Source organism: Lentzea aerocolonigenes (assembly GCF_000955955.1).
Taxonomy (GTDB): Bacteria; Actinomycetota; Actinomycetes; order Mycobacteriales; family Pseudonocardiaceae; genus Lentzea; species Lentzea aerocolonigenes_A.
In genome coordinates this window covers 1-23,468 of sequence record NZ_JYJG01000087.1, presented here as the reverse complement: position 1 = coordinate 23,468, position 23,468 = coordinate 1, and the positions used below count along the sequence as shown (strand labels likewise).

The 23,468-nt window shown below is 70.7% G+C and carries 22 protein-coding genes and 1 pseudogene; 12 read left to right on the top strand and 11 right to left on the bottom strand.

All coding sequences use genetic code 11. The features are described from left to right. Positions 1 to 155: 155 nt before the first annotated feature. The 4 genes from UK23_RS14810 to UK23_RS14795 are packed head-to-tail and all read left to right on the top strand — an operon-like array spanning position 156 to position 4,979. A complete protein-coding gene (locus UK23_RS14810) occupies positions 156 to 1,187 on the top strand; it encodes a 3-oxoacyl-ACP synthase III family protein (RefSeq protein WP_156213110.1) in 1,032 nt (343 codons plus the stop codon). Positions 1,188 to 1,189: 2 nt separating this feature from the next. Further along, positions 1,190 to 2,083 (top strand): hypothetical protein, encoded by an 894-nt coding sequence (locus UK23_RS14805; protein WP_052684670.1) that lies wholly within the window; start codon positions 1,190 to 1,192, stop codon positions 2,081 to 2,083. Next, positions 2,080 to 3,963, top strand: a complete 1,884-nt coding sequence (locus UK23_RS14800; protein ID WP_045312078.1) for an AMP-binding protein — start codon at positions 2,080 to 2,082, stop codon at positions 3,961 to 3,963. Before UK23_RS14805 ends, UK23_RS14800 begins: the two co-directional genes overlap by 4 nt. Continuing rightward, a complete protein-coding gene (locus UK23_RS14795; protein WP_045312077.1) occupies positions 3,960 to 4,979 on the top strand; it encodes an NAD-dependent epimerase/dehydratase family protein in 1,020 nt (339 codons plus the stop codon). Before UK23_RS14800 ends, UK23_RS14795 begins: the two co-directional genes overlap by 4 nt. A gap of 51 nt (positions 4,980 to 5,030) precedes the next feature. Here UK23_RS14795 and UK23_RS14790 read toward each other — a convergent pair whose 3' ends face one another. Further along, positions 5,031 to 5,222: a cold shock domain-containing protein gene (locus tag UK23_RS14790; protein ID WP_045312100.1), complete on the bottom strand. Its 192-nt coding sequence runs from the start codon at positions 5,220 to 5,222 to the stop codon at positions 5,031 to 5,033. A 456-nt stretch (positions 5,223 to 5,678) separates the two neighbouring features. Between UK23_RS14790 and UK23_RS14785 the strand changes: the two genes are divergently transcribed. Continuing rightward, a complete protein-coding gene (locus UK23_RS14785; RefSeq protein ID WP_045312076.1) occupies positions 5,679 to 6,440 on the top strand; it encodes a DUF4389 domain-containing protein in 762 nt (253 codons plus the stop codon). A 9-nt stretch (positions 6,441 to 6,449) separates the two neighbouring features. On the opposite strand, the gene UK23_RS14780 is transcribed toward UK23_RS14785, so the two are convergent. Beyond that, positions 6,450 to 7,142 (bottom strand): ABC transporter ATP-binding protein, encoded by a 693-nt coding sequence (locus UK23_RS14780; RefSeq protein WP_045312075.1) that lies wholly within the window; start codon positions 7,140 to 7,142, stop codon positions 6,450 to 6,452. Then, entirely contained in the window at positions 7,139 to 8,326 is a 1,188-nt protein-coding gene (locus UK23_RS14775) for an ABC transporter permease (RefSeq protein WP_231114508.1), read from the bottom strand. The genes UK23_RS14780 and UK23_RS14775 overlap by 4 nt, the downstream gene beginning before the upstream one ends. Positions 8,327 to 8,483: 157 nt before the next feature. Here UK23_RS14775 and UK23_RS14770 point away from each other — a divergent pair, with 157 nt between their 5' ends. Further along, positions 8,484 to 8,783, top strand: a complete 300-nt coding sequence (locus UK23_RS14770) for a hypothetical protein (RefSeq protein ID WP_045312074.1) — start codon at positions 8,484 to 8,486, stop codon at positions 8,781 to 8,783. A gap of 13 nt (positions 8,784 to 8,796) precedes the next feature. Here the strand turns inward: UK23_RS14770 and UK23_RS54990 are convergent, their stop codons facing one another. The 4 genes and pseudogenes from UK23_RS54990 to UK23_RS14755 all read right to left on the bottom strand — a co-directional run bounded on the left by UK23_RS54990 (position 8,797) and on the right by UK23_RS14755 (position 13,760). Then, positions 8,797 to 8,964: a LuxR C-terminal-related transcriptional regulator gene (locus tag UK23_RS54990; protein ID WP_231114510.1), complete on the bottom strand. Its 168-nt coding sequence runs from the start codon at positions 8,962 to 8,964 to the stop codon at positions 8,797 to 8,799. A gap of 193 nt (positions 8,965 to 9,157) precedes the next feature. Further along, positions 9,158 to 9,469 (bottom strand): annotated as a pseudogene (locus UK23_RS54985) (response regulator); the annotation flags it as partial. A gap of 22 nt (positions 9,470 to 9,491) precedes the next feature. Then, on the bottom strand, positions 9,492 to 11,747 hold the full coding sequence (locus UK23_RS48630; RefSeq protein ID WP_052684669.1) for a sigma-70 family RNA polymerase sigma factor: 2,256 nt from the start codon (positions 11,745 to 11,747) through the stop codon (positions 9,492 to 9,494). A gap of 54 nt (positions 11,748 to 11,801) precedes the next feature. Next, the gene (locus UK23_RS14755; protein WP_045312073.1) at positions 11,802 to 13,760 is read right to left on the bottom strand and encodes a putative adhesin; all 1,959 of its coding nucleotides are present in this window, start codon (positions 13,758 to 13,760) and stop codon (positions 11,802 to 11,804) included. 168 nt (positions 13,761 to 13,928) lie between these two features. Here UK23_RS14755 and UK23_RS14750 point away from each other — a divergent pair, with 168 nt between their 5' ends. After that, a complete protein-coding gene (locus UK23_RS14750; protein WP_045312072.1) occupies positions 13,929 to 14,558 on the top strand; it encodes a response regulator transcription factor in 630 nt (209 codons plus the stop codon). A gap of 46 nt (positions 14,559 to 14,604) precedes the next feature. On the opposite strand, the gene UK23_RS14745 is transcribed toward UK23_RS14750, so the two are convergent. Together UK23_RS14745 and UK23_RS14740 are read right to left on the bottom strand one after the other, a co-directional pair. Then, positions 14,605 to 16,098 (bottom strand): hypothetical protein, encoded by a 1,494-nt coding sequence (locus UK23_RS14745; protein WP_156213109.1) that lies wholly within the window; start codon positions 16,096 to 16,098, stop codon positions 14,605 to 14,607. A 60-nt stretch (positions 16,099 to 16,158) separates the two neighbouring features. Next, on the bottom strand, positions 16,159 to 16,635 hold the full coding sequence (locus tag UK23_RS14740; protein ID WP_045312070.1) for a hypothetical protein: 477 nt from the start codon (positions 16,633 to 16,635) through the stop codon (positions 16,159 to 16,161). A 132-nt stretch (positions 16,636 to 16,767) separates the two neighbouring features. Here UK23_RS14740 and UK23_RS51530 point away from each other — a divergent pair, with 132 nt between their 5' ends. From UK23_RS51530 to UK23_RS14715, 5 genes are all read left to right on the top strand, one after another. Further along, a complete protein-coding gene (locus tag UK23_RS51530; protein WP_156213108.1) occupies positions 16,768 to 16,944 on the top strand; it encodes a hypothetical protein in 177 nt (58 codons plus the stop codon). 380 nt (positions 16,945 to 17,324) lie between these two features. Further along, complete coding sequence (locus UK23_RS14730; RefSeq protein WP_045312068.1) at positions 17,325 to 17,843, top strand: hypothetical protein; 519 nt, start codon at positions 17,325 to 17,327, stop codon at positions 17,841 to 17,843. Continuing rightward, the gene (locus tag UK23_RS14725; RefSeq protein WP_045312067.1) at positions 17,840 to 18,964 is read left to right on the top strand and encodes a PrsW family intramembrane metalloprotease; all 1,125 of its coding nucleotides are present in this window, start codon (positions 17,840 to 17,842) and stop codon (positions 18,962 to 18,964) included. The genes UK23_RS14730 and UK23_RS14725 overlap by 4 nt, the downstream gene beginning before the upstream one ends. A gap of 144 nt (positions 18,965 to 19,108) precedes the next feature. Then, positions 19,109 to 19,870 carry a hypothetical protein gene (locus UK23_RS14720; protein ID WP_045312066.1) on the top strand — a complete coding sequence of 254 codons (762 nt, stop codon included), beginning with the start codon at positions 19,109 to 19,111 and terminating at the stop codon, positions 19,868 to 19,870. 93 nt (positions 19,871 to 19,963) lie between these two features. Next, on the top strand, positions 19,964 to 20,674 hold the full coding sequence (locus UK23_RS14715) for a hypothetical protein (protein WP_045312065.1): 711 nt from the start codon (positions 19,964 to 19,966) through the stop codon (positions 20,672 to 20,674). Position 20,675: 1 nt separating this feature from the next. On the opposite strand, the gene UK23_RS14710 is transcribed toward UK23_RS14715, so the two are convergent. Together UK23_RS14710 and UK23_RS14705 are read right to left on the bottom strand one after the other, a co-directional pair. After that, entirely contained in the window at positions 20,676 to 22,685 is a 2,010-nt protein-coding gene (locus tag UK23_RS14710) for an APC family permease (protein WP_045312097.1), read from the bottom strand. Positions 22,686 to 22,884: 199 nt separating this feature from the next. Continuing rightward, on the bottom strand, positions 22,885 to 23,130 hold the full coding sequence (locus UK23_RS14705; protein WP_045312064.1) for a hypothetical protein: 246 nt from the start codon (positions 23,128 to 23,130) through the stop codon (positions 22,885 to 22,887). Positions 23,131 to 23,468 lie beyond the last annotated feature (338 nt).

Below are 23,468 nucleotides of genomic sequence, written 5' to 3'. Positions count from 1 at the left end.
GTTTCCGCCGTCCCACCGGAAACCAGGGCGCCGCCCGATCGGCCTGGCCGATCGGTGAACTGCCCGCTGCCCGCTACACCGGCCGATTCGCCGTGCTGTGCCGTCCTCGCCCACGCCACGGTGTGAAGCAACGATCTTGGACGAAGGAGCGACAGGTGAGGTTTTCCAGAGTGGAGTCCTTGGGCGTGTTTCTGCCACCGGACCGCAGATCCACCGCGCAGCTGCTGGACGCGTTGTCCGTTACGCCGCCGTTCGACCTGCAGGCCGTCACCGGCATCGAGCAGCACCGGGTCACCACCTCGGACTGCACAGCACTCGCGGCCGACGCCGCGCGCGACGCGCTCAGCCGGTCGAGCTACGCCCCCGGTGAGCTCGACGTCGTGATCTCGTGCTCGATCTCCCGGTTCCACGACGGCAGCAGGCTGACCTTCGAACCGGCGCTCGCCACGCACATCGCCCGCTCGCTCGGTGCCGTGCAGGCGATCCAGTTCGACGTGTCGAACGCCTGCGCCGGGATGATGACCGGCGTGCTGGTTCTCGACCGGCTCATCCGGGCGGGCGTCGTGCGCAACGGGCTCGTGGTCAGCGGCGAGCGCATCACGCCGATCGCCGACACCGCGGTCCGCGAGATCGACCGCGACGACGACCTGCAGTTCGCCTCGCTGACCGTCGGTGACTCGGCCGCGGCGGTGGTGCTGGACGAGTCGGTGGACGAGCACGATCGCATCCACCACATCGAGATGATGTCGTGCGCCGAGTACGCGGGTCTCTGCCTCGGCATGCCGAGCAACCGCACCCAGGGCGTCGCGCTCTACACCGACAACCGCCGCATGCACAACAAGGACAGGTTGCGGCTGTGGCCGGACCTGCACCGCCTCGTGCTGGAGAAGGCGGGCACCACGTTCGCCGGCGAGGGGTACGACCACCTCATCCACCACCAGGTCGGCGCGGTCGCGATCAGGAACTTCCAGCGTTGCGGCGAGGCTGCGTTCGGGGTGCCGATGCCGGACTCGCCCACCGTGTACGAGCAGTACGGCAACACGGCGAGCACGTCGCACTTCCTCGCGCTGCACGACCACCTGCGTCGCGCTCCGCTGCGGGGGCCGCGCAAGTACCTCTTCGTCCCCGCGGCATCGGGTCTGGTGACCGGGTTCATGTCCGCGACCGTCTCGAAGCTGGAGGTCTGACAATGGGTGTCGTCATCACGCGCTGCGGGGTGAGCGAGGAACCGTGGCTGCGCGGCTCGACCCCGCACGCGGCCAAGGCGGTGGCCGAAGCACTCGACGGGCTCGGCCTGGCGCGGCAGGACGTCGACGTGCTGATCAACGTCGGCGTGTACCGCGACGCCAACGTGGTCGAACCCGCTCTCGCGGCGCTCGTCCAGCAGGCGGCGGGGCTCAACCTCGACTTCGGCACGTCGGCCCGGCCGATGTTCTCGTTCGACCTGCTCAACGGCGCGTGCGGCGTCCTGAACGCGGTCCAGGTCGCGCAGGGCCTGCTGGAGTCCGGCACGGCGCAACGCGTGGTCGTCGTCGCCTCCGACGACCACCCGTCCGGCACGGCGCCGCTGGAAGTCGGCGACGGCGGCTTCCGGCACGTACCCGCAGCCGCCGCGCTCGTGCTGGAACGCTCACCCGACGACACCGGTTTCGGCACCATCGACGTGCGAACGGTGGCCGCCGGGGAGCACGACACCACGGGTTACGTCGACGTGGCGACCATGGGTTCGAAGGGCCGGTCGTCGCTCACCGTGCACCGCACCACAACGGGCGAACGGCTCCAGCTCGACCTCGCGACCGAGCTCGCGGCCGACCGCATGCGCGACGAGGACCTGGATCCGGAGACCACGCTGCTGCTGGCCGGAATGCCCTTCCCGTCGTTCGGCGACGAGCTCGCCGAACGACTCGGCACCCCGTACTGCCCGCCGCCACCCACCGGTCCGAAGAGGACTGTCCACACCGCGGCACTCGGCTGTTCCTTCCACGAGGCGGAGCGTTCGGGGTTGCTCGCGGAGTTCGGCCAGGTGCTGTTCGTGACCGCCGGCGCGGGTGTCTCGGCGGCCTGCGGGGTTTACCGCCCGTGACCCAGGCTCCTGCGCTGGACACCGTCGGCGCCCGCTGGTCCGCCGCCGTCGCCCGGCATCCGGCCAAAGCGGCGCTGGTGTGCGGAGAGAGAGGCGCGGACGGTGTCTTGCACTACACGACGACGTCCTACGCGGAGCTCGACGAGCGCACGCATCGGTACGCGGCGGCGCTGCTGCGCGAAGGTGTGCGGAAGTCGACCCGGACCGTGCTCGCCTGCCCACCGGGCGCCGATCTCTTCGCGCTGGTGCTCGCGCTGCTGCGGATCGGCGCGGTGCCCGTGGTCGCCGATCCGGGGCTGGGCCTGCGCGCGTCGACCCGCTGCTACCGCCACGTCCGGCCGGAAGCGTTCGTCGGCCCGCCACGCCTGCACGCATACGCCCGTGCCAACCGCGTCGCGTTCGGCACCGTCCGGCTGTGGCTGAGCACGTCGGTCACCTCGCTGCCCGGCACGCGCTCGATCGCCACCGGCGGCACCGCGCCCGACAGCGAACCGATCTGCGAGCCGGTCCACACCGACGACCTCGCCTGCATCGGTTTCACCACCGGCAGCACCGGCCCGGCGAAGCCCGTCGAGTCGAGCCACGGCGGGCTGGTCGCGATGGCCGGGCAGCTCGCCGCCGTGCACGGGCTGACCGAGGACGACGTGTCGCTGGTGCTCTCCCCGTTCCTCGCGGTCGCGGACCTGATGAACGGGTTGACCTGTGTGCTGCCGCCGGTCCGCCCGGCGGCTGTGGCGTCGGCCGGCCCCGCGCTGCTGGCCGACGCCCTGATCCGCTTCCGGGTGACCACGTTCTTCGCCTCGCCGCCGGTGCTGCGGGATCTGGTCGAGTACCTGGACAGCACCGCCACGCGGGTACCGGCGGTGCGCAAAGTGATCAGCGGCGGGGCGCCGGTTCCGCCCGCGCTGATGACCCGCGCACGCGCGGTGTTCCACCCAGCGGCCCGGCTGGTCACCACCTACGGGTCGTCGGAGGCGCTGCCGATCTGCTCGGTCGACCACACCGGTGTCGACGACCGGCCGGAGCTCGGCACCCCGCTGGGCAGGCCCGTGCCCGGTGCCGGTGTGCGGCTCGTCCGGGTGGCGCCCGGACCGCTGCGGGCGCTGGACGAGGTGGCGGCGGGTGAGATCGGTGAGATCGTGGTGTCAGGACCGCACGTGAGCACCGCCTACCACCGGGCACCGGCGCACGACCTCGCGCACAAGATCCGCCTCGGCGGCGTGACCTGGCACCGCACCGGCGACCTGGCCCGGTTCGACGACAACGGGGTGCTGTGGTTCCAGGGCCGGATCAACCAGATCGTGCGCACCTCGTACGGAGATCTGCTGCCGGTGCCGTGCGAGCGGGTTCTCGACCGGCATCCGGAGGTGCTGCGGACCGCGGTGGTCGAGGTGCGGAACGTGCCCGTGTGCTGCGTGGAGCTGCGGCGGGGCGTGCCGAGGGCTGGTTGGCCCGCGATCCGGGCGGAACTGCGGACCACCGCGGCGGCGCACGAGGCGACGCGGCCGATCGAACACTTCCTGCTTCACCCCGGCTTACCCGTGGACATCCGGCACAACGCGAAGATCCGTCGCGAGCTGCTCGCCGAATGGGCGGCCGGCCAGCTGGACGACCAGGCGCGTTCCGGTGTGGCGGACCGGGTGCCGCTGCGGCTCGTGCCGCTGGCCGGGTGGGCCTACGTCCTCCTGGGCCTTGCCCGCCCGTTCCGCAATGGCAGACTGCGCGCCCTCTGGTGGATCGTGACCGCGCTGTCCGTCGTGGGCCACGCGGTACAGCTGCCCTCCGCACTCCGCAGGGCCCGCGCGCAGGGTGGTTCGCAGAGGCGGGCAGTGCTCGGCACGATGCTCTTCGGCGTCACCTGGCGGAGAGGCCGCCGGTGAGGGTGCTCATCACCGGAGCGAGCGGGTTCGTCGGCGGGCACGTGGCCGCGGCGTGCCACGCCGCGGGCGACGAGGTGCGGGCGCTCGTGCGCAGGACCAGCGACGTGCGGCACCTCGTCGCCTTGCCGGGCGTCGACCTCCGATACGGCGACCTGGCCGACCGCGAGGCCGTGCGGGCGGCACTCACCGGCGTCGAGGTCGTCTACCACGTGGCGGCACTGGCCACCGGCGTGGGTTCGGCGGCCCGGCATCACGCGGTCAACGTCGATGCGACGCGGATGCTGCTCGTCCAGTCGATGGCCGCGGGGGTGCGCCGGTTCGTGCACATGAGCAGTCCCAGCGCCGTGATGCGGGACGAGGACGGCATCGGCATCACCGAGGCGGAGCCGTATCCCGAGCATCATCTCAGCGAGTACTGCCGCACCAAGGCCGCGGCCGAACGGATCGTGCTCCGCGCGAACGGGCCGACGTTCACCACATGTGCGTTGCGCCCGCGGGCGGTGTGGGGTCCGCGCGACCGGCACGGGTTCCTGCCGAGGCTGCTGCGCCTGATGCGTGCCGGCAGGTTGCCCGACCTCTCCGGCGGCAGGCGCGTCTACGCCTCCACGTGCCACTGCCTCAACGCGGCGTTGGCGTGCGTGCAAGCGGGTCGGGCCAGGGACGTCGGCGGCAAGGCGTACTTCGTCACCGACGAGGACGACGTCGACGTCTGGGCTTTCCTGGCCGAGGCCGCCGAGGTCTTCTCCGTTCCACCGCCGGGACGGAAGGTGCCACTGCCCGTGGTGCGCGGGCTTGCGCGCGCAGCGGATGTCGTGTGGCGGTTGCCCGTGCTCGCCGACCGCCCTGCTCCGCTCTCGCGGTACTCGATCGCGCTGCTCACCCGGCACGCCACCTACGACACGAGCGCCGCCAGAGCCGACCTCGCGTACGAACCGGTCATCGGCAGGCGGGAGGGACTCGCCGAGCTGCGGGAGTGGGTGGAGGCGAACGGCGGCCTCGACGCGTTCCTGGGCTGAACGGCTGTCAGGGGCGCCTCGTCGCGACGAGGCGCCCCTGACAGTGCTGGTTCACCGGGCGCGCACGTTCGTCGCCTGCGGTCCCTTCGCCCCCTCGGTGATCTCGAACTCGACCGCCTGGCCTTCTTCGAGCGTGCGGTAACCATGTCCATCGATGGCCGAGTAGTGCACGAAGACGTCAGGTGCACCGGCCTCGTCCCGCGCGATCACTTCGAGCCGCAGCTGATCCGTGCCGGTCCCCATCTCCTCGCGGGCGATCGTGAGGTCGGTGTGCAACCGGCCGAGCGCGACTGCGAAGTGCTCGCTCGCGAAGTCACCGGCCTGCCACATCGTGTTGAGGTGATCGGCGGTGTCCACGATCGCGGTGCCGGGGCAGCCCTGGAGCACCTCCGCCGGCCAGGCCACGTCCAGCAGCGGCGCCCCGCCGGGCGCGCGATGATCTGGAAACACCTGTCCGTCCTTTCTGGACGCACCGCACAGGGAGACCTCGCTGGAACGCCACACCGGAAGCCATGCCACCACCGAGGATCGATACACCGGTCGTGCGGTGACAGTGCGGTGCGGGCAGCCGGAAGGGCACCACCGCCGATCACCGCGCGGAACGCCGTCGCAAGGCCGGGTTTCCGGCGTAAGGAGCACCGACCGGCGTGGTCGTGGAGGCACCGATTCGTGTCGTCATGATCCGGCAAGGAGCTCGACATGGTTACCGCTTCCCAGGAACAACCGGTGCGCGTGGCGGCCCAGCCCGACCCCGAGGCAGGCCGCTGGCTCTGGCTCGTGAAGTGGCTGCTCGCCATCCCGCACTACGTGGTGCTGTTCTTCCTCGACATCGCGGTGCTCGTCGTGACGGTCATCGCGTTCTTCGCCGTGCTGTTCACCGGCCGCTATCCCCGTGCGCTGTTCGACTTCACCCTCGGCGTGATGCGCTGGAACTGGCGCGTGGCCTACTACTCCTACGGCGCGCTGGCGACGGACCGCTACCCGCCGTTCAGCCTCGGCGCGGAACCGGACTACCCGGCCACGTTGGACGTCCACTACCCGGAACAGCTCTCCCGCGGGCTCGTGCTGGTGAAGTGGTGGCTGCTCGCCATCCCGCACTACCTGGTGCTGGACGCGCTCATCACGAACACCTCGGTCCGGCTGCCGCTGTTCCGCACGAGCGTGCAGGACGTCACGTACGGTGCGAACTCGACGATGATCACCGACCGGATCTTCGAGCCGTCCCTGCACCTGACGTTCCTCGGCCTGCTGACGCTGATCGTGGCGCTCGCGCTGTTGTTCACCGGCCGCTATCCCAAGGGGCTCTACGCCTTCGTGGTCGGCGTCCACCGGTGGGCGATCCGGGTGGGCGCGTACGCGTTGCTGATGACCGACTCCTACCCGCCCTTCCGGCTCGACCAGGGCGCGGACGACCCCGAGGTCCGGGCGGCGGAGGAACCCGAGGTGCAACCGGCGGGCTGACCGCACGCGTCACGCGACGGTCGACTGCTCCACTTCGGACAGTCGGCCGTCCGCCATCCGGTGCACCCGGTCCACTGCGGCCAAGTGCGCCAGGTCGTGCGTGACCATGACCGTCGCGAGTCCCCGGTCGCGGGTCAGTGCGCCGAGCAACGCCACGATCTGGGCCGAGCGTTCCTCGTCCAGCGCCGCGGTCGGTTCGTCGACCAGCAGCAGGGCCGGTTCCGCCACGAGCGCGCGGGCGATGTTGACCCGCTGCCGTTCACCACCGGAGAGCTGGTGCGGCCGCCGGGACTGCTGCGCCTCGTCCAGGCCCACCGCGGCGAGCAGCTCGCGTGCCCGCCGGGCGCGGTCCCGGCGCGGGTGGCCGCGCAGATGGCCGGCGAGCTCCAGCTGTTCCGCAGCCGTCAGCGCGGCGATGAGGTTCGACTGCTGGAACACGATGCCGATCCGGTCACGCCGCAGCCTCGTCCGGCACGCGTCGTCGAGCTCGTGCACCGGTGTGCCTGCCACGGTCACCCCGCCCTCGTCCGGGGTGAGCAGCGTGCCCGCCACGGCGAGCAGGCTCGACTTGCCGGATCCGGAACGTCCGACGACCGCCGAGAACTCACCACCGTTGACCGTGAAATCGACGGCGTCGAGCGCGCGCAGCCGCGACGCGCCATCCGGGTAGGTCAATGTGACGCCGCGCATCAACAGGCTCATCGGGACGCTCCCAACGCGATCAACGGATCCACCGACGTGATGCGCCACACGGCGAGCAGCGCCCCCACGAGTCCCAGCGCGACCATGACGGTCATGGGCAGCAACGTCGTCGCCGCCGTGACGGAGAAGGGCACCACCGAGCGGGCCAGCAGACCGATGCCGAACCCGGCCGCGCCACCGGTGCCGATGCCCACGGCGAGCACGACGAGTGCTTGTCCCAGTGCATCGCCCAGGAGGTACCTGTTCGCCGCGCCGAGTGCTTTGAGCACCGCAATGTCCGCGCGCCGTTGCACGGTCCAGATGGCGAGGAACGCGCCGACCACGAGCGTCGAGATCGCCAGCAGGAACCCCTGCATCGTGCGCAGCGAACCGTTCTCCGCCTTGTAGGACGAGATCGCGGTCGGCGCGTCGGCGCGTGCGATCGTGTGCGTCCCGATGAGACGGTCCGCGGCCGCGATGTCGGCTCCGTTGGAGATGATGTCGATCGCGGTGACACTGCCGCGGCCACCACCCGTGCTGCCGCTCAGCGCGTGCCAGGTGTCCAGAGTGACCCAGACGACCGGGGTGTGGCTGTAGTGGCGGTCTTCCGCGAGCCCGCTCACCACGAGACTCGCGCCTTCGATCGTGATCGTGTCGTTTGTGGACAGTCGTGACTTCGCCGCGAGCCCGGCGCTGACGAGCACCTGGTTCCCCTCCGGTGCGCGGCCGGAGACCACTGCGGGCAGCAGGGCGCTGCCCGGCCGCACGCCGAAAACGCTCACCCCTGTGCTCGCCGCGTCCCGCGCCACGAGCCTCGCCTGCGCGACTCCGAACGGCTCCGCGCTCGTCACACCTTTCGTCGCCGCCCACCTGGTCACCTGGTCGTCGGTGACCGCGCTGCTCTCGAACGTCGGCGCGGTGCCGTCGGCGGTCGGGGAGTCCAGCACGACGTGGTCACCGGGCAGCCCGGTGATCGCCGAGCTGCTGTCCTCCGAGAGGCCCGCGGTCAGTCCGGACAGCAGCACGACCAGCAGCGCGACCAGCGCGATCACCCCGGTCATCAACGCGAACCGGCCGCGGGCGAAGCGAATCTCCCGTACCGCGAGATACATGGCGGCTCCGAGGTGGTCGTCGGTGGGCACGGCGGTGTGCCGCAACAGATCCGACCGCACACCATCGCAGCCCTTACGCACCAGCTCGATCACGATTCGGGTGCCGCGGCGTAAGGCCCGACGCGAGATCGGGTGATTGTCGGTGAGGAAAACGCAGGACGGAGCGGCTTTCAGGCATATGCCTGAAAGCACCGCGCAGCAGGCGCTGCTAGTCATGTCGCGACCGACTTGATCACTCCGAGGGTGCACTGTGGACGAACAGGACGACAACGAGGCACATCAGCTGCCCGAGAGCGCTCTCCTCGACCGGGCGCGCGCGGGTGACGACCACGCGCTGGTGGAGCTGCAGTCACGGCACTTCCCCAAGGCGCTGCGGCTCGCGGGCCAGCTCGCCCCGCGATCCAACCCCGACCACGTCGTCACCGCCGCCGCGGCCGCGGTGGCGCACCGGCTGCGGTCCGGTGGCGGCCCCGACCACGACTACGGCGACTACCTCTGCGCAGTCGTCCGGTGGGTCGTGTTCGGCCAGCACGACAAGACGCACCCGTGACCTCGCCCGGACGTCACTCGATGTATCCGCGGCGCATGGCCTCCGCCACCACAGCCGCGCGATCCGACACCCCGAACTTCTCGTAGAGCCGCAACGCCTGGCTCTTCACCGTGCTCGCGCTGAGGTAGAGGTTGCGCGCCACCTGCGGGATGCTGAGCCCCGCTGCGAACGACTTCAGCACCTCGCGTTCCCGGTCGGTCAGCACCGGCTGGTTCTCGCACCGGCTGGTTCTCCGACGCGCGCAACCGGATCTGACCGGCGACCGCGCTCGCGAGCTCGGGCGGCAGGATCGTCTCACCGCGGGAGGTGCGCAGCACCGCGTCGCGGATCTCGTCCCGGCCCGCCTCCTTGCTGAGGTAGCCGGAGGCACCGCGTTCCAGCGCCCGGTACACGACCGCGCCGTCGGTCACCGCGGAGATCAGCAGCACCCGGCAGTCGAGCTTGTCCCGCAACACCGCGGCGGCGACCTGGCCACCGTCCATGTCCGGCAGGTGGTAGTCGACGAGCAACACGCACGGAGCGTGCTCGCGTGCCATGTCGAGTGCCTCGCGGCCGGTGCGCACCTGCGCGACGACCTCGAGGTCGTGTCCCCAGCCGAGCGCGCGGGCGAGCCCGTCCCGGTAGATCGGGTGGTCGTCGACGACCACCACTCGCACCTTCACGTTCGCGGCCTCCGCGTTGCCCATCGACAAGTCCTCCTCCGGCACGTCACGGCGTGCCCTCCAGCACAACGGCGCCGAGATGCACCACCGCGCCCGTCCGCCCCGGCCGGGTGAAGGCGAGCAGTGATCCGTCCTCAGAGGACAGACCGGGTAGTTCCGAGCCGAGCACCGCCACGCCGAACGTCCTCACCTGCGCTCCCGGTGCCCTGTCCCGCAAGAACTCCGGCGGCCACGACAGCGCCCAGCCGCCGACGCTCCATCCGCCTCCGCTGCGACTGACCGGCTGCGACTCCCACAGGGTCAGTGCGACACGCGGCGACGTCACCGGCACGAGCCAGCGCAGCGGCAGGGAGGCCGACGGCGCGGCGGCCAGGTACTGGTCGGCCACCGCGATCGCCCGCACCGGCGCGCCCGCCTTCGTCGTCACCACGTGCAGCGTCCATCCCGCGGTGGCGCCACGACCGGTCGCGGTGGCCACGTCGGCCACGGTCACCCGGCCGCCGGACCGCACCAGGTCGGTCACGTCGGCGTAGGCCGCGAACGCCGGGCCGTCGGTGCTGACGTCGGAAGGCTCGGCGGCCAAGGTTCGCAGCACGTCACCCGGCGCGGCGAACCGCACCCGTTCCGGCGCACCACCCGGTGCGACTCCGGACGCCCCCCAGAACAGCCCTGCCCACACGATCTTCTCCCCGTCGGCGAGCACGAGGTCGGCCTGGCTCGAGTTCGTGGTGCCCGCGACCTCGCGGCGGTGCACCATCGCGAGCGTCGCCCCGTCCGGCACCGCGCCGACCGCCAGCGCCGCGGCACATCCGTTGTCGGCCGGATCGCAGGTCAGCACACCGCTTCCGACGCTGTGCGACATACCGGGTCCGATGTCTGCGTACAGCACGTTCGACGCCGTCGGCGCGGCCGTGACGCCGAGCACGGTCTCGCGCGACGCCTCCCGCTGATCCGGCGAGGTCGCGACGGCGCTGACCGAGACCCCGCCCGCACCCGGATCGACGCGCACCCGCAGCAGGAACGTGCTCTCCCCCGGCACCTCACCGGCGTTCACACAGCGCGCGCCGGTAGTGGTGGTCGTGCATCGCCAGGCCCGGCCACCGGTGGCTGCGACATCACGGACGTCGAGCACCGTCGCGCCCCGCGCGGCGAGGTCGAACTGTGCGGGCCGTGCCGGATCTCCCTTGTACACCAGCCGTTGCCCGACGTGGCCGACCCGGCCGTCACGCAGGTCGCCGAACGTGGTCGCGGCCGGCACGACGAACGGCGACGCGCCGTGCTCGCCGGTCGGCTCGGTCTCGGGCAGCCCCGGCGCGCGGTCTCCCGGCTGCGCCGTGCCCGGCGGCGAGTATTCGTCAGCCTGCCCGCTGAGCGGTTCGCCCGGATACGTGCCCAGCACGACGAGCGTGCCGACGACCGCGAGCACACCGAGCATCCACGGCAGCCGCGTGGCGGCAGACGCCGTCTCGGTCCACGACATCCGGGCGGCGAGCATCCACTTGCCCGCCGCCGAAGTCTTCAGGTAGGCCGCCGCCAACGCCGCGCCACCTACGATCGCGGGCAGGAGCACGGCCCGCATCTGGCCGTTGACCTCGCGCACCTCGTCGACCAGCTGGGCGCAGTCCGCGCACGACGCGACGTGCCGTTCGACCGCGGCCGCCTCGGCCTTGCCGCTGCCGCCGCGCACCCAGGTGGCGAGCTTCGGGCGGATGCCCCGGCACTCCTCGGGCGCGCCTTCCTTGAGGTGCTCGACGAGGTACGCGCGCCGCAGACCCTCGCGGGCCCGGAAGGCGAGCGCGGCGACGGCGTTGGCCTTGATGCCGAGCACCTCGGCGACCTTTGCCAGCGGCTCGTCCTCGACCACGGTGTGCCACAGCACCGCCTGCCAGCGTTCCGGCAACGAGCGGAACGCCCGCGTAACCGCCATCCGCTCGAACCCGCCGACGGCCGAGTCGGTCGGGAACACCGCCGCCATGAACGGTTCCAGGTCGTCCTGCGTGGACTCGCGCTTCGCGCGCTGGTACCGGTTCGTGCAGATGTTGCGCACCGACATCAGCAGGTAGGGCCGGAACGCACCGGTCGGTCCGCCGCCGGAGAGCAGGATCTTGAGCACCCGCTCCGCCGCCTCGGACACCACGTCCTGTGCATCGTGCCTGCTGCGGGTGATCACCGTGGCGAGTCCGAGCGCCGCGCTGCGGTGCCGCTCCCACAGCGCACCGAACGCCGTGGTGTCACCACGTTCGCGCACCGCGTCGACGAGCTCGGCGTCACCGAGCCCGTCGAGGTCGACCAGGACCGTCACGCGCGCCTCCTCCTCATCGCTGTCGCGGTCGTGGATCGGAACGCGGCGCCGTGCTCACGCGTCGAGCTCCGACAGCAACTGTTCACCGTCGTCGAGTGCCGTCTCGAACCGCTCGGCCATCTCCTGCGCGAAGATCTGGAAGGCGTGCACCCGGCCGCCCACCACCTCCTCGTAGACCTCCATGCCGTGCACCAGTTCGGCGAGCCGCGCGCCGGGTTTCTCGCCCTGCCGCGCCGGGTCGAGCAGGTCGTCGCGGCCGTCCTCCGGTGCGACGAGGAACTCACCGGTGCCGGTGACGTGCTCGGCGAGCGCGGGCCACTCCTTCGCCTCGGCCGCGGTCAGCGGCGACGGCAGCTTCAGGAACCGGTACTCGGCCAGGCCCGGCAGCACGAGAGCCAGGTCCGCGCCGAGCTCCACCCCGTGCAGCGCGGCCCGGCACAGCTCGCCGAACGGTTGCGCGGCCAGGTAGTACTCGACCGTCTGGTTGAACACCCTCGTCAGCCGGTCAGCGAGCTCGTGCACGAGCTCGTCCCGTTCACGAACCGCGGCGCGCAGCTTTCGGCGCGCGGCTCTCAGCGCGGCGCTGCCGGACTCGCCCGCGGCCGCCACGGCGTTGTAGTCGGCGACCAACGTCCGCACCGCGGCGTTGCACGCCTCGGGAATGGTCGTGTCCGCGAAGCTGGTCAGCTCGGCGAGGCCCAGCGTCCTGCGCCGGATCGGCATCATGAGCAGCGGTCCACCGGCGGCCAGTTCGGCCCAGTACGGCCGGGCGGCCTCGACCGCGAGCCCCGTGAGTTCCGGCTGCTCGTCGTCCGGAACGGTGATCACGACGCCGTCCGGGAACACCGGGTGCCCGGCGCACCACCGGCGCAGCACGCCGGCCGCCTGCGCGTTCACGGCCTCGTCGTCGCGGTCCTCCAGCAGCTTCGGTGCGAGGACGGCGATCCCGTCGCCGACGACGCAGTCGATCGTCTCGTCGTCGGTGAAGTCGGAGAGGTCGACCAGCTCGGCCAGCACGGCGCGGTTGTGCGCGTCGGCGATCAGGCGCACGGTCTCGGCTTCGACACCGTCCGGGAACGCCCGCGCCCAGGCGCGCACGACCTCGTGCACCTCGGGATCGGTCTCGGCCAGCGCCAGCCGGTCCCGTTCGCCGAGCGTGGCCCACCTCCGCGCCGCGTCCTCGGGGCCAGCCGTGCCGGACCGCCACTGCGAGATCCACTCCTCCGCCCACCGCACCACTGCCTCGAGGCCCACCACGTTGAACGCCGCCGGACGCTGCCGGGGATCGAGCCCGCGGACGTGGCGAAGGAGACCGAAGGGTCCATCCCGGTCGTACGCCTCGCAGCCGTGCAGGGCGACCGCCCACTCGTCGATGGAACCGATGCCGCGCATCAACGCTCTTGTCGCTGTCGGCCACGAGTAGTACGTGATGACCTTCTGCTCGTCGGGCAGCTTCGCGAAGTCCTCGGCGATCTCCTCGAGCTCCTCCACCAGGGTCGCGGTGCCCACCTCACCGCGGTCGGTCCAGTACCGCTCCTCACCGGTGACCACGGTCAGCGGTGCGCCGGGATCGGCGGCGCTCAGGCAGGCGAGCAGGTGGAGGTCGGTCGCGTCGGCGAGCACCCCGAACCAGCCGGTGCAACGGTGCTCGCCGGCGGCCGATCCGCACACGTCCGGCTGGTCGCACAACGGCCGGACCCCGGTGTCGCCCTGTTCGCCGGCGAGCACCAGTCTCACGCCGCTGGGCGCGATCGCACGCGCCTGTTCGACGTCGGACGGGCTCAGCGGGCCGAGCGTGACGTTCGGGCACATGATCGCTTCATCGCCCGACCCGGTCACCACGGTCAGCGCGCCGCTCGCACCGGCCGTGCTCACCGCCGCGAGTCCCACCGGCCACGCCAGGTTCTCCCCGGCCAACGCGTACAGGTGCAGCCGGGTGCCGGCGGGCACTCGGGCGTGCTCGCCGTCGGCGACGGCCCCGTGTCCCATGAGGAACACCGTGCCCCGGCTCATCTGAACGCACTCCTGGCCACGTGCCCGAACGTAGGCGCGGTGAGGGCGGCACCGCCGAGCCGAAGGGGCAGTCGCTGGTGCACATCTCGCGAACCGAATTCGGAAAACGCCCGTAAGCACTTCCCTCGAAGGCTGTCTTCTCCGTTGAAACGAGGCCAGGAGGCAGCCATGGACCGCATTCCCGTTCTGGTGGACAGCATCGACACGATCTCGAAGCTCGGTGTCAGCGCGTCGTTGCGCTACGAGAACGCCATCCGGCTCGTCGACGAGCACGAGGTCGACGAGCAGACCATCGTGTTCGTCGTCGGTGCCCAGCTGGACGAGGATCTGGAAAGACTGCTGCGCCGCACACACGGGCGCAGTCGCAACCGGATAGTCCTGGTCGTGAGCTCGTTGCGGGAGGAGGAACTGCTCTCCGCGGTGAGCTACGGCGTCTGCGCGCTGGTGTGGCGGCACGAGGCGACACCGACGCAGCTCGTGAACACCGCGTCGCGGGTCGCGTCCGGTCAGGCCGCCCTGCCGCCCGATCTCGTCACCCGCCTGCTGCGGCAGATCACCCGCATCCAGGGCAGCGGCGGCACCACCCCTCAGCAGAGCTCCGCCACGGCGGGTCTGGACGAGCGGGAGATCTCCGTGCTCAAGCTGATCGCGGGTGGGCTCGACACCAAGGAGATCGCGCTCGAGCTGTCCTATTCGGAACGCACGATCAAGAACGTGCTGCACGACATCACGCGCCGGTTCAACCTGCGCAACCGCGCGCACGCTGTGGCGTACGCGATGCAGGAGGGCTATCTCTGAGTCGCGGTGACCACCGGACCTCCCCGCCCCGGTGGTCACCGGGCGCTCATCCGGACGCGTACGCCATGCGCTGCTCGACCTGAGCCCGCAAGGCCGTGTTGTCGTCCTCGGCCCTGCGCACCAGACCCGGCATCTCGCGCAACACCCGCGTCGCGGCCGCCACCGGCTCCATCGCCCTGTTCCCCAACGACTCCAGCGTCGCGCGCAGCTCGGCCGCGTGGTGCAGCACCTCGGAGGCATCGGTGCCCGCGCCACGAACCTCCCAGCAGCGCCGCACTTCCTCGTCGACGCGGTGCAGTTCGTGCACCGCGTCCAGCAGGTCCGGGTGCTCGGCCAGCTCGGCGAGCTCGGCGAGGTCCGGCAGCACCTGGGGAAAACCCGACCGCACGGCCTCCCGCCACTCCTCCAGCCGGTCCGCGCACTCCGCCATCGCCGCGCTTTCCAGCACCCGCAGGCGTTCGTGCCGGGCCACCAGCACGTCGTCCAGTCGCACGAGCGCTTCGCGCGCCCCGGTCTCGTGGTAGTCCTGCACCGCGTGCAGCACCTGGGCGGTCAATCCGGCGATGATCTCGGGCTCCCGCACGGTGTCCACACCCGCGAGGTCGACCGGTGGCGCGGGCACTCCCACCACGAGGTCGTCGTGTGCTTCGGCGAGCTGGCGCCAGAACGAGCCGGGTTCAAGTGCACGTGGTCCCGACAGCACGCGCCTGCCGTCGGGCAGCACCTGCACCATCACCGCGTCCTCGGCCACCGGCCAGTCACCGATCGCCCGCCGCAACACCGGATCGGCTACCTGCCCGGGGTCGGCGACGTCCGCGAGGCCACTGGTCGCGCACGCCAGCACCTCCGCCGTCGTCACCGCGCGCACGCGGTCGAGGCACACCTTTGCGGCGAGCTCCCGCAGCGCGGCGTCCGTGAGCCCGTCCGGGTAGAGCCGCGCCGCCTGCTCGGCAAACGCCAGCACGTCGGGCTCGTTGTCCCGCAACACGTCCAGGTCGTGCTCGGCCAGCTCGGCGAGCGCCCGGCTCGCGTCGTCGGCGAGCCACGTGCCGTCCTCCCACTTCGTGATCCACTCCAGCAGGTGGCCGTCGTTCTCCTCCTCCTGCGGCCACGTCGGCGCCACGACGACGTGCCACTCCACCGCCTCCGGGAAGAGCGCGAACCACCCACCGCAGACGTGCCTGCCCTCGCCGGCGCAGTCCGCAGGCCGGTCGCACAGCTCCCGCATCCGGTCGTCCACGTAGTAACGCGGATCGTCGGCGTGCACAACCACGGTGTCGGCGGGCACGTGCTCCGGCAACGACTCCTTCGGCAGCGGCGCGAACCGGGCGTTCGGGCACGACGAGGGTTCCTCCGCGAACCCGAAGGTGCGATCCGCGCCCGCGTCACCCGAGGATGCCGACGCCACCCGATCCACCACGGCTCGAACGTCCTGTTCGGACGGTGTGCTCAAGTGGACGACGTGGCCCGGCGGCACGAGCACGTGCGCAGCCGGATCAACATGTCCGGCTCCGGCCAGCAAAATCCGACGTCCGTTCATTCGACGCCCTCCCAGGCCACGGCGACCGTGTCCCGTCCGACGCTAGGAGTCGGCAGCTCCTCAGAGCTTGCTCGTTCGTGCAACGTCCCGCGCAGCCCCGAGCGTGAGCCGCAGTGAGGCGAACACCTGCGGCGGTGGGCAACGGACCGACGCAGCCGCACCGCCCACAGCACCCGGCCGTCCGGTGCGACCGACGGTGGCAGCAACATCGGCCCGTCGACGTGCCTGGCCACGTGCGCGATCTCGGGCGGCGCCTCCGTGTCCGCACGAGGTCCTCTGGTGAGGAAGACCCCACCCCGCGCCCTGCGTGACGGCGGCTGGCAGACTTCCCCGTGCCCGCAGCATCTCCGCGACCAGTAGGCCGGTGACGGCGGGCACCTGGGCGGCACCGCACTCACCACCGGGCACGAGTCGCACCACGCCGGCCTCCAGCGCGGTCGGCCAGCCCAGCAGTGCCTGGTGGTCGAGCTGAGCCGCCCGCGCGGCAGTCAGGTGCCGGTCGAGCGACGTGACCGCCGCTTCGGTGCCGATCTTCATCTCGACCAACCTCCACTCACCGGTGAGACACGCGGCGACCGCACTTCTCAGGCCCGAAATCAGCAGTGTTCCGGCCGTAAGCCGTGTGCCGTGTGGTGGTCAGTAAGAGCGAACGACAACGAGGAGGTCCCCGTGTTCGTCATAGTCGCGGTACTCGTCCTGCTGGCCGTCGTCGTACCGGTCACCGTGGTGCGACTGCGTCGCGCCGCACGCGAGGTCGACCTCTGGGTGGCCGAAGCACAGCTCTTCAGCGACCTCAGCCAGCCGGCGGATGAGCTCACGCACGTCGCGGAGACCCACCGCCGGTGACGACCACCGCATCGGCCGCGACCTCGGCTGCAACCCGATCGCGGGCTGCACAGCGATGCCACATGGCACCTCCTGGAGACGGATCCACGTCCGCCGGGAACCGCAATCGCTTCCAGAAGTCCTTCTGCCGCGCGGAAAGGCAGCGTCGCGCCCGCCCGAACGGCGCGTCCGGACCGCGGTCACTCCGGCTCACCGCTTCGTCCCCGTGCAGCCAGTGGCGCTGACCTTCAGGACCGTTGAGAAGTGTTCGTGCGTGGTGCCGTTGCTGCGTGCCGCGACACGCGTCTGTCCTCAACAGACCGATGTTCCCGCAGGCGCGTGCCCGCGCGACTGCCCCGCTGTCCAGTGGTGCACGGAGCGACCCACTTCACACTTCCTCCATGAAGATCTGGGCTGTAGTCGTTCTCGTTCTGGCCGTGCTGCCGTGGGGCGGCGCGGCCCTGCTGGATCACAGCGCTTCGCCTCGTACGGAGAACATCGAAGCACCGCGGTGGCTCACGCTCGAGGCGCAGGACAAGAAGCTTCGCGTCGAAGTGTCGCCGGGATGGGTCCTGGTCAACCCAGGAGAGTCCAGCACCGCCACCGTGCAGCGCGGCGACGCGACCGTGCTCTTCGAGGCGAGGAAGGCCACGACAGACGAGCCCCGCAGGCATTTCGGGCGCATTGCGCGCTCCTTCGACCGCAGCGGCGTCGAGGTCGCCGACGGCGCGGAGTTCCGCACGCGCAAGGAGTTCGCGGCACTGCGCGGCGTCGCGGTGGCGGAAGGCAGGCTCGGTGAGCTCGTCGTGCTCTCGAAGAACAAGGCGGTCATGAGCGTGCTTTGGCTGCACACACCGTCCTCCGACGAACACGCCGCCGACGTCGTCAGGATGATCGAGTCCATCGAGGAGGCGTCATGACCACCACCACTTCGGAGACGACCAGACCCTTTTGGCAACCGAGGCTGTGGGTGTTCTGGGTGTACCTCGCGCTCACCGCTTTCGGCTTCGCCCTGATCGTCGACGAGGCCACCGATCCGGTGCTCGCCATGCCAGGGCTGACCGCACTGGTCGTGCTCGCCACCGTCCTGCTCGGGCTGGTGATCACCTTCGTGGTGCGCAGGATCGACCTGTTCCGCGCCACTCCCACACCTCTGCTGGTCGCCGGATTCCTCTGGGGAGCGTTCGTCGCAGCCGGTATCGCCGGATTCGCCAACGGGCACATCGAGGAGCTGCTCGCAGACTGGTACGGCGCGCCGTTCGGTGAGAAGTGGACACCGCCGATCGCCGGTGCGTCCACCGAGGAATGGCTCAAGACGCTGGGAGTCGTCACGATCGTCCTCATCGGACGTCCGTTCGTCCGTCGGCCGATGCAGGGATTCGTGCTGGGTGCCTGCACCGGGCTGGGTTTCCAATTGCTCGAGAACATCACCTACGCCTGGAACTCGGCGCTGAACAGCGTGGACACGGACAGCGCCGGCTTCGTGACCCTGGGCGTTCGCACCCTCATGGCCGGGACGTCGCACTGGGTGTACAGCGCGATCTGCGGCCTCGGCGTCGGCTACGCGCTGACGCGTCGCGACAGGTCGTTCAGCCGGCGTTCGGCCGTGGCGGTCTCGCTGTTCGCTCTGAGCTGGGGCCTGCACTTCATGTGGAACGCCGACGCCCCTGGTTCTCCAGCCGTGGTCACCGCGCAAGTCGTCGTCAAGGTGGCCGCGGCCGTGATCGTCGTCGTCCTGGTCTACCGGCGCGCCATGCGGTCGGAATGGCGGTGGTTCACCTCGACGGCTGCCGCGGAGCGGGACGGGATCATCACCTCCGAGGAGGCGGTGTCGTTGCGCACTCGCCGCCTTCGCCGCAAGGCGCGCAAGGGATTGCGCGGAGAGGAGAAGAAGCGGATGCGCCGGCTCCAGCGCGCGCAACTGCGCCTGGTGCCGATGGTGGGCTTCGACGAGGCTTCGGCGGAGAAGTACCGCGCCCAGATCTGGTATTTGAAAGCCCTGCCGCGGAATGAGGTACCGAGCTCCGCGGCCACGGCGTGATCGGCTCACCGATGAACTGCTCACGTCCGCCGGCACACGTCACCCTCACACGACGAGCCGAAGTCCATCCGGTGCTCGGGCGTGCCTCCGCGAGTGCCCTCGAGGACATCGCACAGGCGCGCCCGGCGACCTGATCCTCGTGGTGTGCACCCACCTCACGACCTCTCGGACTCCAGCTCCGGCTCCGACTCGGAGATCGACGCCGACCTGCTCGCCACCGCGGACGTCGACGGCGGCCGGCTGAACGACCTCATCGAGGTCTACCACCGGCTGACCGACGAGTTCCTCGAACTCGCCGAACCGTACGAGGACGCGGACGAGCGCCCGACCCAGGTGGCCGAGGAGCTCGTCGCGCATCTGGGCGAGACGCGTTCGGTGATCATGAACATCATGCGGGCCATCGAGGCGCAACGTGCCGTCGCCGAGGAAGGCCGCCGGGCGACCACCGCCGCGTTCGTGGCCTCCGAGGCACTGGAGAACGAAGCGATGAGCCTGCACCTTCCCACTATCAACACCGACCGGATCGACGAGGGCATGGAGGTTCTCGTCTCGGTGTTCGAACGCCTGCGGCACGTGCCGGAGCTGGAGAACGTGCACACCATCGTCCGCCAGTACCACGCGGACATCCAGCGCGCGGCCAACCAGTGGAACCAGCACCGCGCCAAAGCCCTGGCGCTGCTGACCTCCAGCCAGGAGACGCTGGCGGCCGCGGCGGCCGCGCTGACCGGTTCCGGTGGCACCGGTCTGATCCCGCAGGCGCTGATGGCGGTGAACGAGTGGACCTTCGCGCGGATGGGTGCACTGCAGACCCTCGCGGAGCAGTGCACCCAGCAGCTCACGTGGAACACCGACAGGCAGCGCGAGCTCGCGACCGGCGCGGTGCTGCGCCTCAACGCCCCGCGCTGACCCCTGACCATTTTCGGTGCGAAGGGCACGTTCGTGCCGTCCAGTGGCACGAACGTGCCCTTCGCACCGGACAGAAGAGCACTAGGAACCACCTTGAAGCTGCAGGCGTCCCTGCTGATCACGGAAATCGACGGCGGCGCGCTCGCGCGTCAGGTCGAGCAGTTCAACCAGTCGCCCGACGGGGGCAGGCTCGACGACATCGAGAGGTGGGTGGTGCGTCAGCACGAGGCGCTGCTCGCGCTGCCGTCCGCGGCGAAGCTCAGCCGGTTCGCCGCGGGCGCGCTCGTCTGGCAAGCGAACGCCGTGTTCGGTGCGGCGACCGACGACGGCACCGGAGCGCCGCACACCCCTGAGCAGTTCCACGTCGACGACCTGAGGTCACCGCTGCGGGAGCTCGTGATGTTGTTCGACGGCGTGCTCGCACCGTTGTCCGGGGTGGAGCACATCGTGTTGTTGCGCAAGCAGCTCGACGCGGTCGTGTTCACCGTCGGCGAGTACGGCGACCTGTGGACCCAGTTCGCCGGCCGCATGCTGACACCCGACCAGCTCAACGACATCCTCGAGCACAGCATGACGCCTGTGCCCGCTCCCGCGACGGTCACCGCGCTGGGTCACAGGTTCGGTGAGCTGTGGCTGGAGCTCGCGGGACTCGTCCGGGAGGAGGCCGACTACCTGGAGGAGCTGGTCCGCTGGGCGGAGCGCGAGGGACGCGGCTATCCCAAGTTGCGCAAGCAGATCGAGCAGATGCGCATGCTCGCGCACGGACCGTTCGGCACGAAGGCCCGCAGATCGGCCATCTTCTGAGCTAGCCGTCCACTTCGGACGAATCGGCGGCGCGGGCGATGCCGAGGCGCAGATCGCCCGGCCGCGGCCGGTCCACCCGGTCGCGGCTGCTCGACTCCAGGTGCCACGGCACGTTCGCCACCATCACGCCGCGCTCGAACAGCAGCCTGCCCTTGAGCCGCAACGCGCTCTGGTTGTGCAGCAACGCCTCCCACCACCGGCCGACGACGTACTCGGGCACGAACACGCACACCAGGTCGTCGCCGTGCGCGGCGCGGAACCGGCGGACGTACTCGACCACTGGCCGGGCCATCTCGCGATACGGCGAGTCGACCACCACGAGCGGCACGTCGGGCACCCGTTGCGCCCACCGCTCGCGCAGCTCGCCGGTGGTCGCGCCGTCGAGAGCGACGGTGAGGGCCGTCAGCGACGCCGGCCCGGTCGCGCGGGCGAACGCGAGTGCGCGCAAGGTCGGCTTGTGCAACGCCGCGACGAGAACGATGCCGTGCACCCGTGTCACCGGTTCGTCCTCGTCGCCGTTGAGCGCGAGCTCCTGCCCGACCCGCCGGTAGTGCCTGCGCACAGCGAGCATTGTGAAGCAACACAACGGAATCGCGAGAACCACGAGATACGCGCCGTGCGTGAACTTCGTCAGCACCACGACGACCAGAACGACACCTGTCATCACAGCGCCGACCGCGTTGACGAGCCGGGCGCGGCGGACGCGCCCGCTTTCGGCAGGCGGGCAGTCGGCGAGCCGCGCGGTCCAGTGCCGCACCATTCCCGTCTGGCACAACGTGAACGATGTGAACACACCCACGATGTAGAGCTGGATGAGACGGGTCGACGAGCCGCCGAACACGAGGACGAGCGTGATCGCGACGAAGGCGAGCAGCAGGATGCCGTTGGAGAGCGCCAGCCTGCCGCCGCGGGTGGCGAGCTGACGCGGCAGGTAGCTGTCGCGCGCCAGGATCGAGGTGAGCAACGGGAAGCCGTTGAACCCGGTGTTGGCGGCGAGCACCAGCACCAGCGCGGTGCTGCCGAGCAGGTAGTGATAGGCGATCGTGTCGTGGCCGCCGAAGACGGCCGCGGCGAGCTGCGCGACCACCGTGCGCTGCGGCTGCGTCGCGCAGTCACCGGCGAATCCCACCAGATCGCAGGTGTTCTGCGTGTAGTGCACATCGGCGATCACGGCGAGGGCGGTCACACCGGCGAACATCACGACCGCGAGCAAACCCATCACCGTCATCGTGCGCGCGGCGTTGCGAGCCTTGGGCTCCCTGAACGCGGGCACGCCGTTGGAGATCGCCTCGGCACCGGTCAGCGCGGTGCAGCCGGAGGAGAAGGCGCGCAGCACCAGGAACACGATCGCGACGGTGTTCGAGGTGACCAGCTCCGGCCTGATCGCGTGGCCGGCGCTCTCCGCCACCGGCGCCGCACCGGCGGCCGTTCTCGCCAGCCCGGCCACGATCATCACCAGGACACCGGCGACGAACAGGTAGGTCGGCAGCGCGAACACCCTGCCCGACTCCCGCACGCCGCGCAGGTTCACAACCGCGAGCAGGGCGATGATGGCCACGTCGAGCAGCAACCGGTGCTGGTGCAGCGCGGGCAGCATCGACACCAGGTTGTCCACCCCGGCGGTCACCGACACCGCGACCGTGAGCACGTAGTCCACCAGCAGAGCACCGGCCACGACGATGCCGGCGGGCGCGCCGAGGTTGCGCGACACGACCTCGTAGGAACCACCCCCGCCGGGGTAGGCGCGCACGACCTGCCGGTACGACACGACCACGACGACGAGCAGCAGCGCGACCGCGAGCCCCACGAACGGAGCGAGATGCAGGAACGCCAGGCCACCGAGGGTGAGGATCAGCATGATCTCCTGGGTGGCGTACGCCACCGAGGACAGCGGGTCGCTCGCGAAGATCGGCAACGCCAGCCGCTTCGGCAGCAGCGTCTCCGCGCGCCGGTCACTGCGGACCGGGCTGCCGATCAACAGCCGCTTCAGCCGCGGGCCGGTACTGGTCACGAGCACCCCCAACCACCCAGTCGTGCGACGGGCGCTGCCGAGCGGGACGCGGCGGGGAGGCGATGCCGTGAGTCTCAGCCCGTCACGGCCGGCGACGACACACCCACACCGTCCCCGGCCCCCCGCCGCCGACCAACCGTAACGGCGGGCAAGCTCCGGCTCACTGCCCGTTCGCGCACCGCGACGCGCAGCCGGGAGGTCAGTCCTGATCCGCCAGATCGTCCTTCTTGGACAGGAGGTACCGCGCCGTGGCGACCACATAGGACACGAGGTCGCGCCGCGGTCCGCCGCCGGCGGTCAACCGCCGCAGCGTCAGGTCGAACGACCGCGCGGCCAGCACCCGCGCATCCGCCTCGGTCGCGGTGAGCAACCGAACCCACTCGACGACCTCATCCTCGCGCGTCCTGCGCAGTTCGGCGAACGACTCGACGTCGCCCGACCGCACCCGGTTGAGAAGGTCCTCGTCACCACTTCCGGCACCCCGATCGCTTCCGAATCCCGAAATGGGCTCACCCCCGGACCTCCACGAGTTGGTTGCCACCGCAACCTAGCAACTCATCGCTGTCAGTGGCGGTGCTCACGCTGTGCAGTAACCCTTTCGGGTTGCGCCTGAGTGGACAGACCCTGCCACGGGTACCTCGCCCAGGCCTCGTCCTGCCGGTCAGTTCGACGAGAGCCGCCGGCGAGAGGCACGGAGGGAGTGGCCGGACACCAGGCGCGCATTCGGGCGTTCCGGCGGTGCCGCCTCTGTGCTCATCGGCCGCAGCTGTCGCGGACGAGACC

Coding starts and splice junctions, on each gene's coding strand:
- UK23_RS14805 (WP_052684670.1), top strand. CDS start 1,190: ATGGGTGTCGTCATCACGCGCTGCGGGGTGAGCGAGGAACCGTGGCTG.
- UK23_RS14790 (WP_045312100.1), bottom strand. CDS start 5,222: ATGGGGACCGGCACGGATCAGCTGCGGCTCGAAGTGATCGCGCGGGAC.
- UK23_RS14785 (WP_045312076.1), top strand. CDS start 5,679: ATGGTTACCGCTTCCCAGGAACAACCGGTGCGCGTGGCGGCCCAGCCC.
- UK23_RS14780 (WP_045312075.1), bottom strand. CDS start 7,142: ATGAGCCTGTTGATGCGCGGCGTCACATTGACCTACCCGGATGGCGCG.
- UK23_RS14755 (WP_045312073.1), bottom strand. CDS start 13,760: ATGAGCCGGGGCACGGTGTTCCTCATGGGACACGGGGCCGTCGCCGAC.
- UK23_RS14750 (WP_045312072.1), top strand. CDS start 13,929: ATGGACCGCATTCCCGTTCTGGTGGACAGCATCGACACGATCTCGAAG.
- UK23_RS14745 (WP_156213109.1), bottom strand. CDS start 16,098: ATGAACGGACGTCGGATTTTGCTGGCCGGAGCCGGACATGTTGATCCG.
- UK23_RS14740 (WP_045312070.1), bottom strand. CDS start 16,635: ATGAAGATCGGCACCGAAGCGGCGGTCACGTCGCTCGACCGGCACCTG.
- UK23_RS14730 (WP_045312068.1), top strand. CDS start 17,325: ATGAAGATCTGGGCTGTAGTCGTTCTCGTTCTGGCCGTGCTGCCGTGG.
- UK23_RS14725 (WP_045312067.1), top strand. CDS start 17,840: ATGACCACCACCACTTCGGAGACGACCAGACCCTTTTGGCAACCGAGG.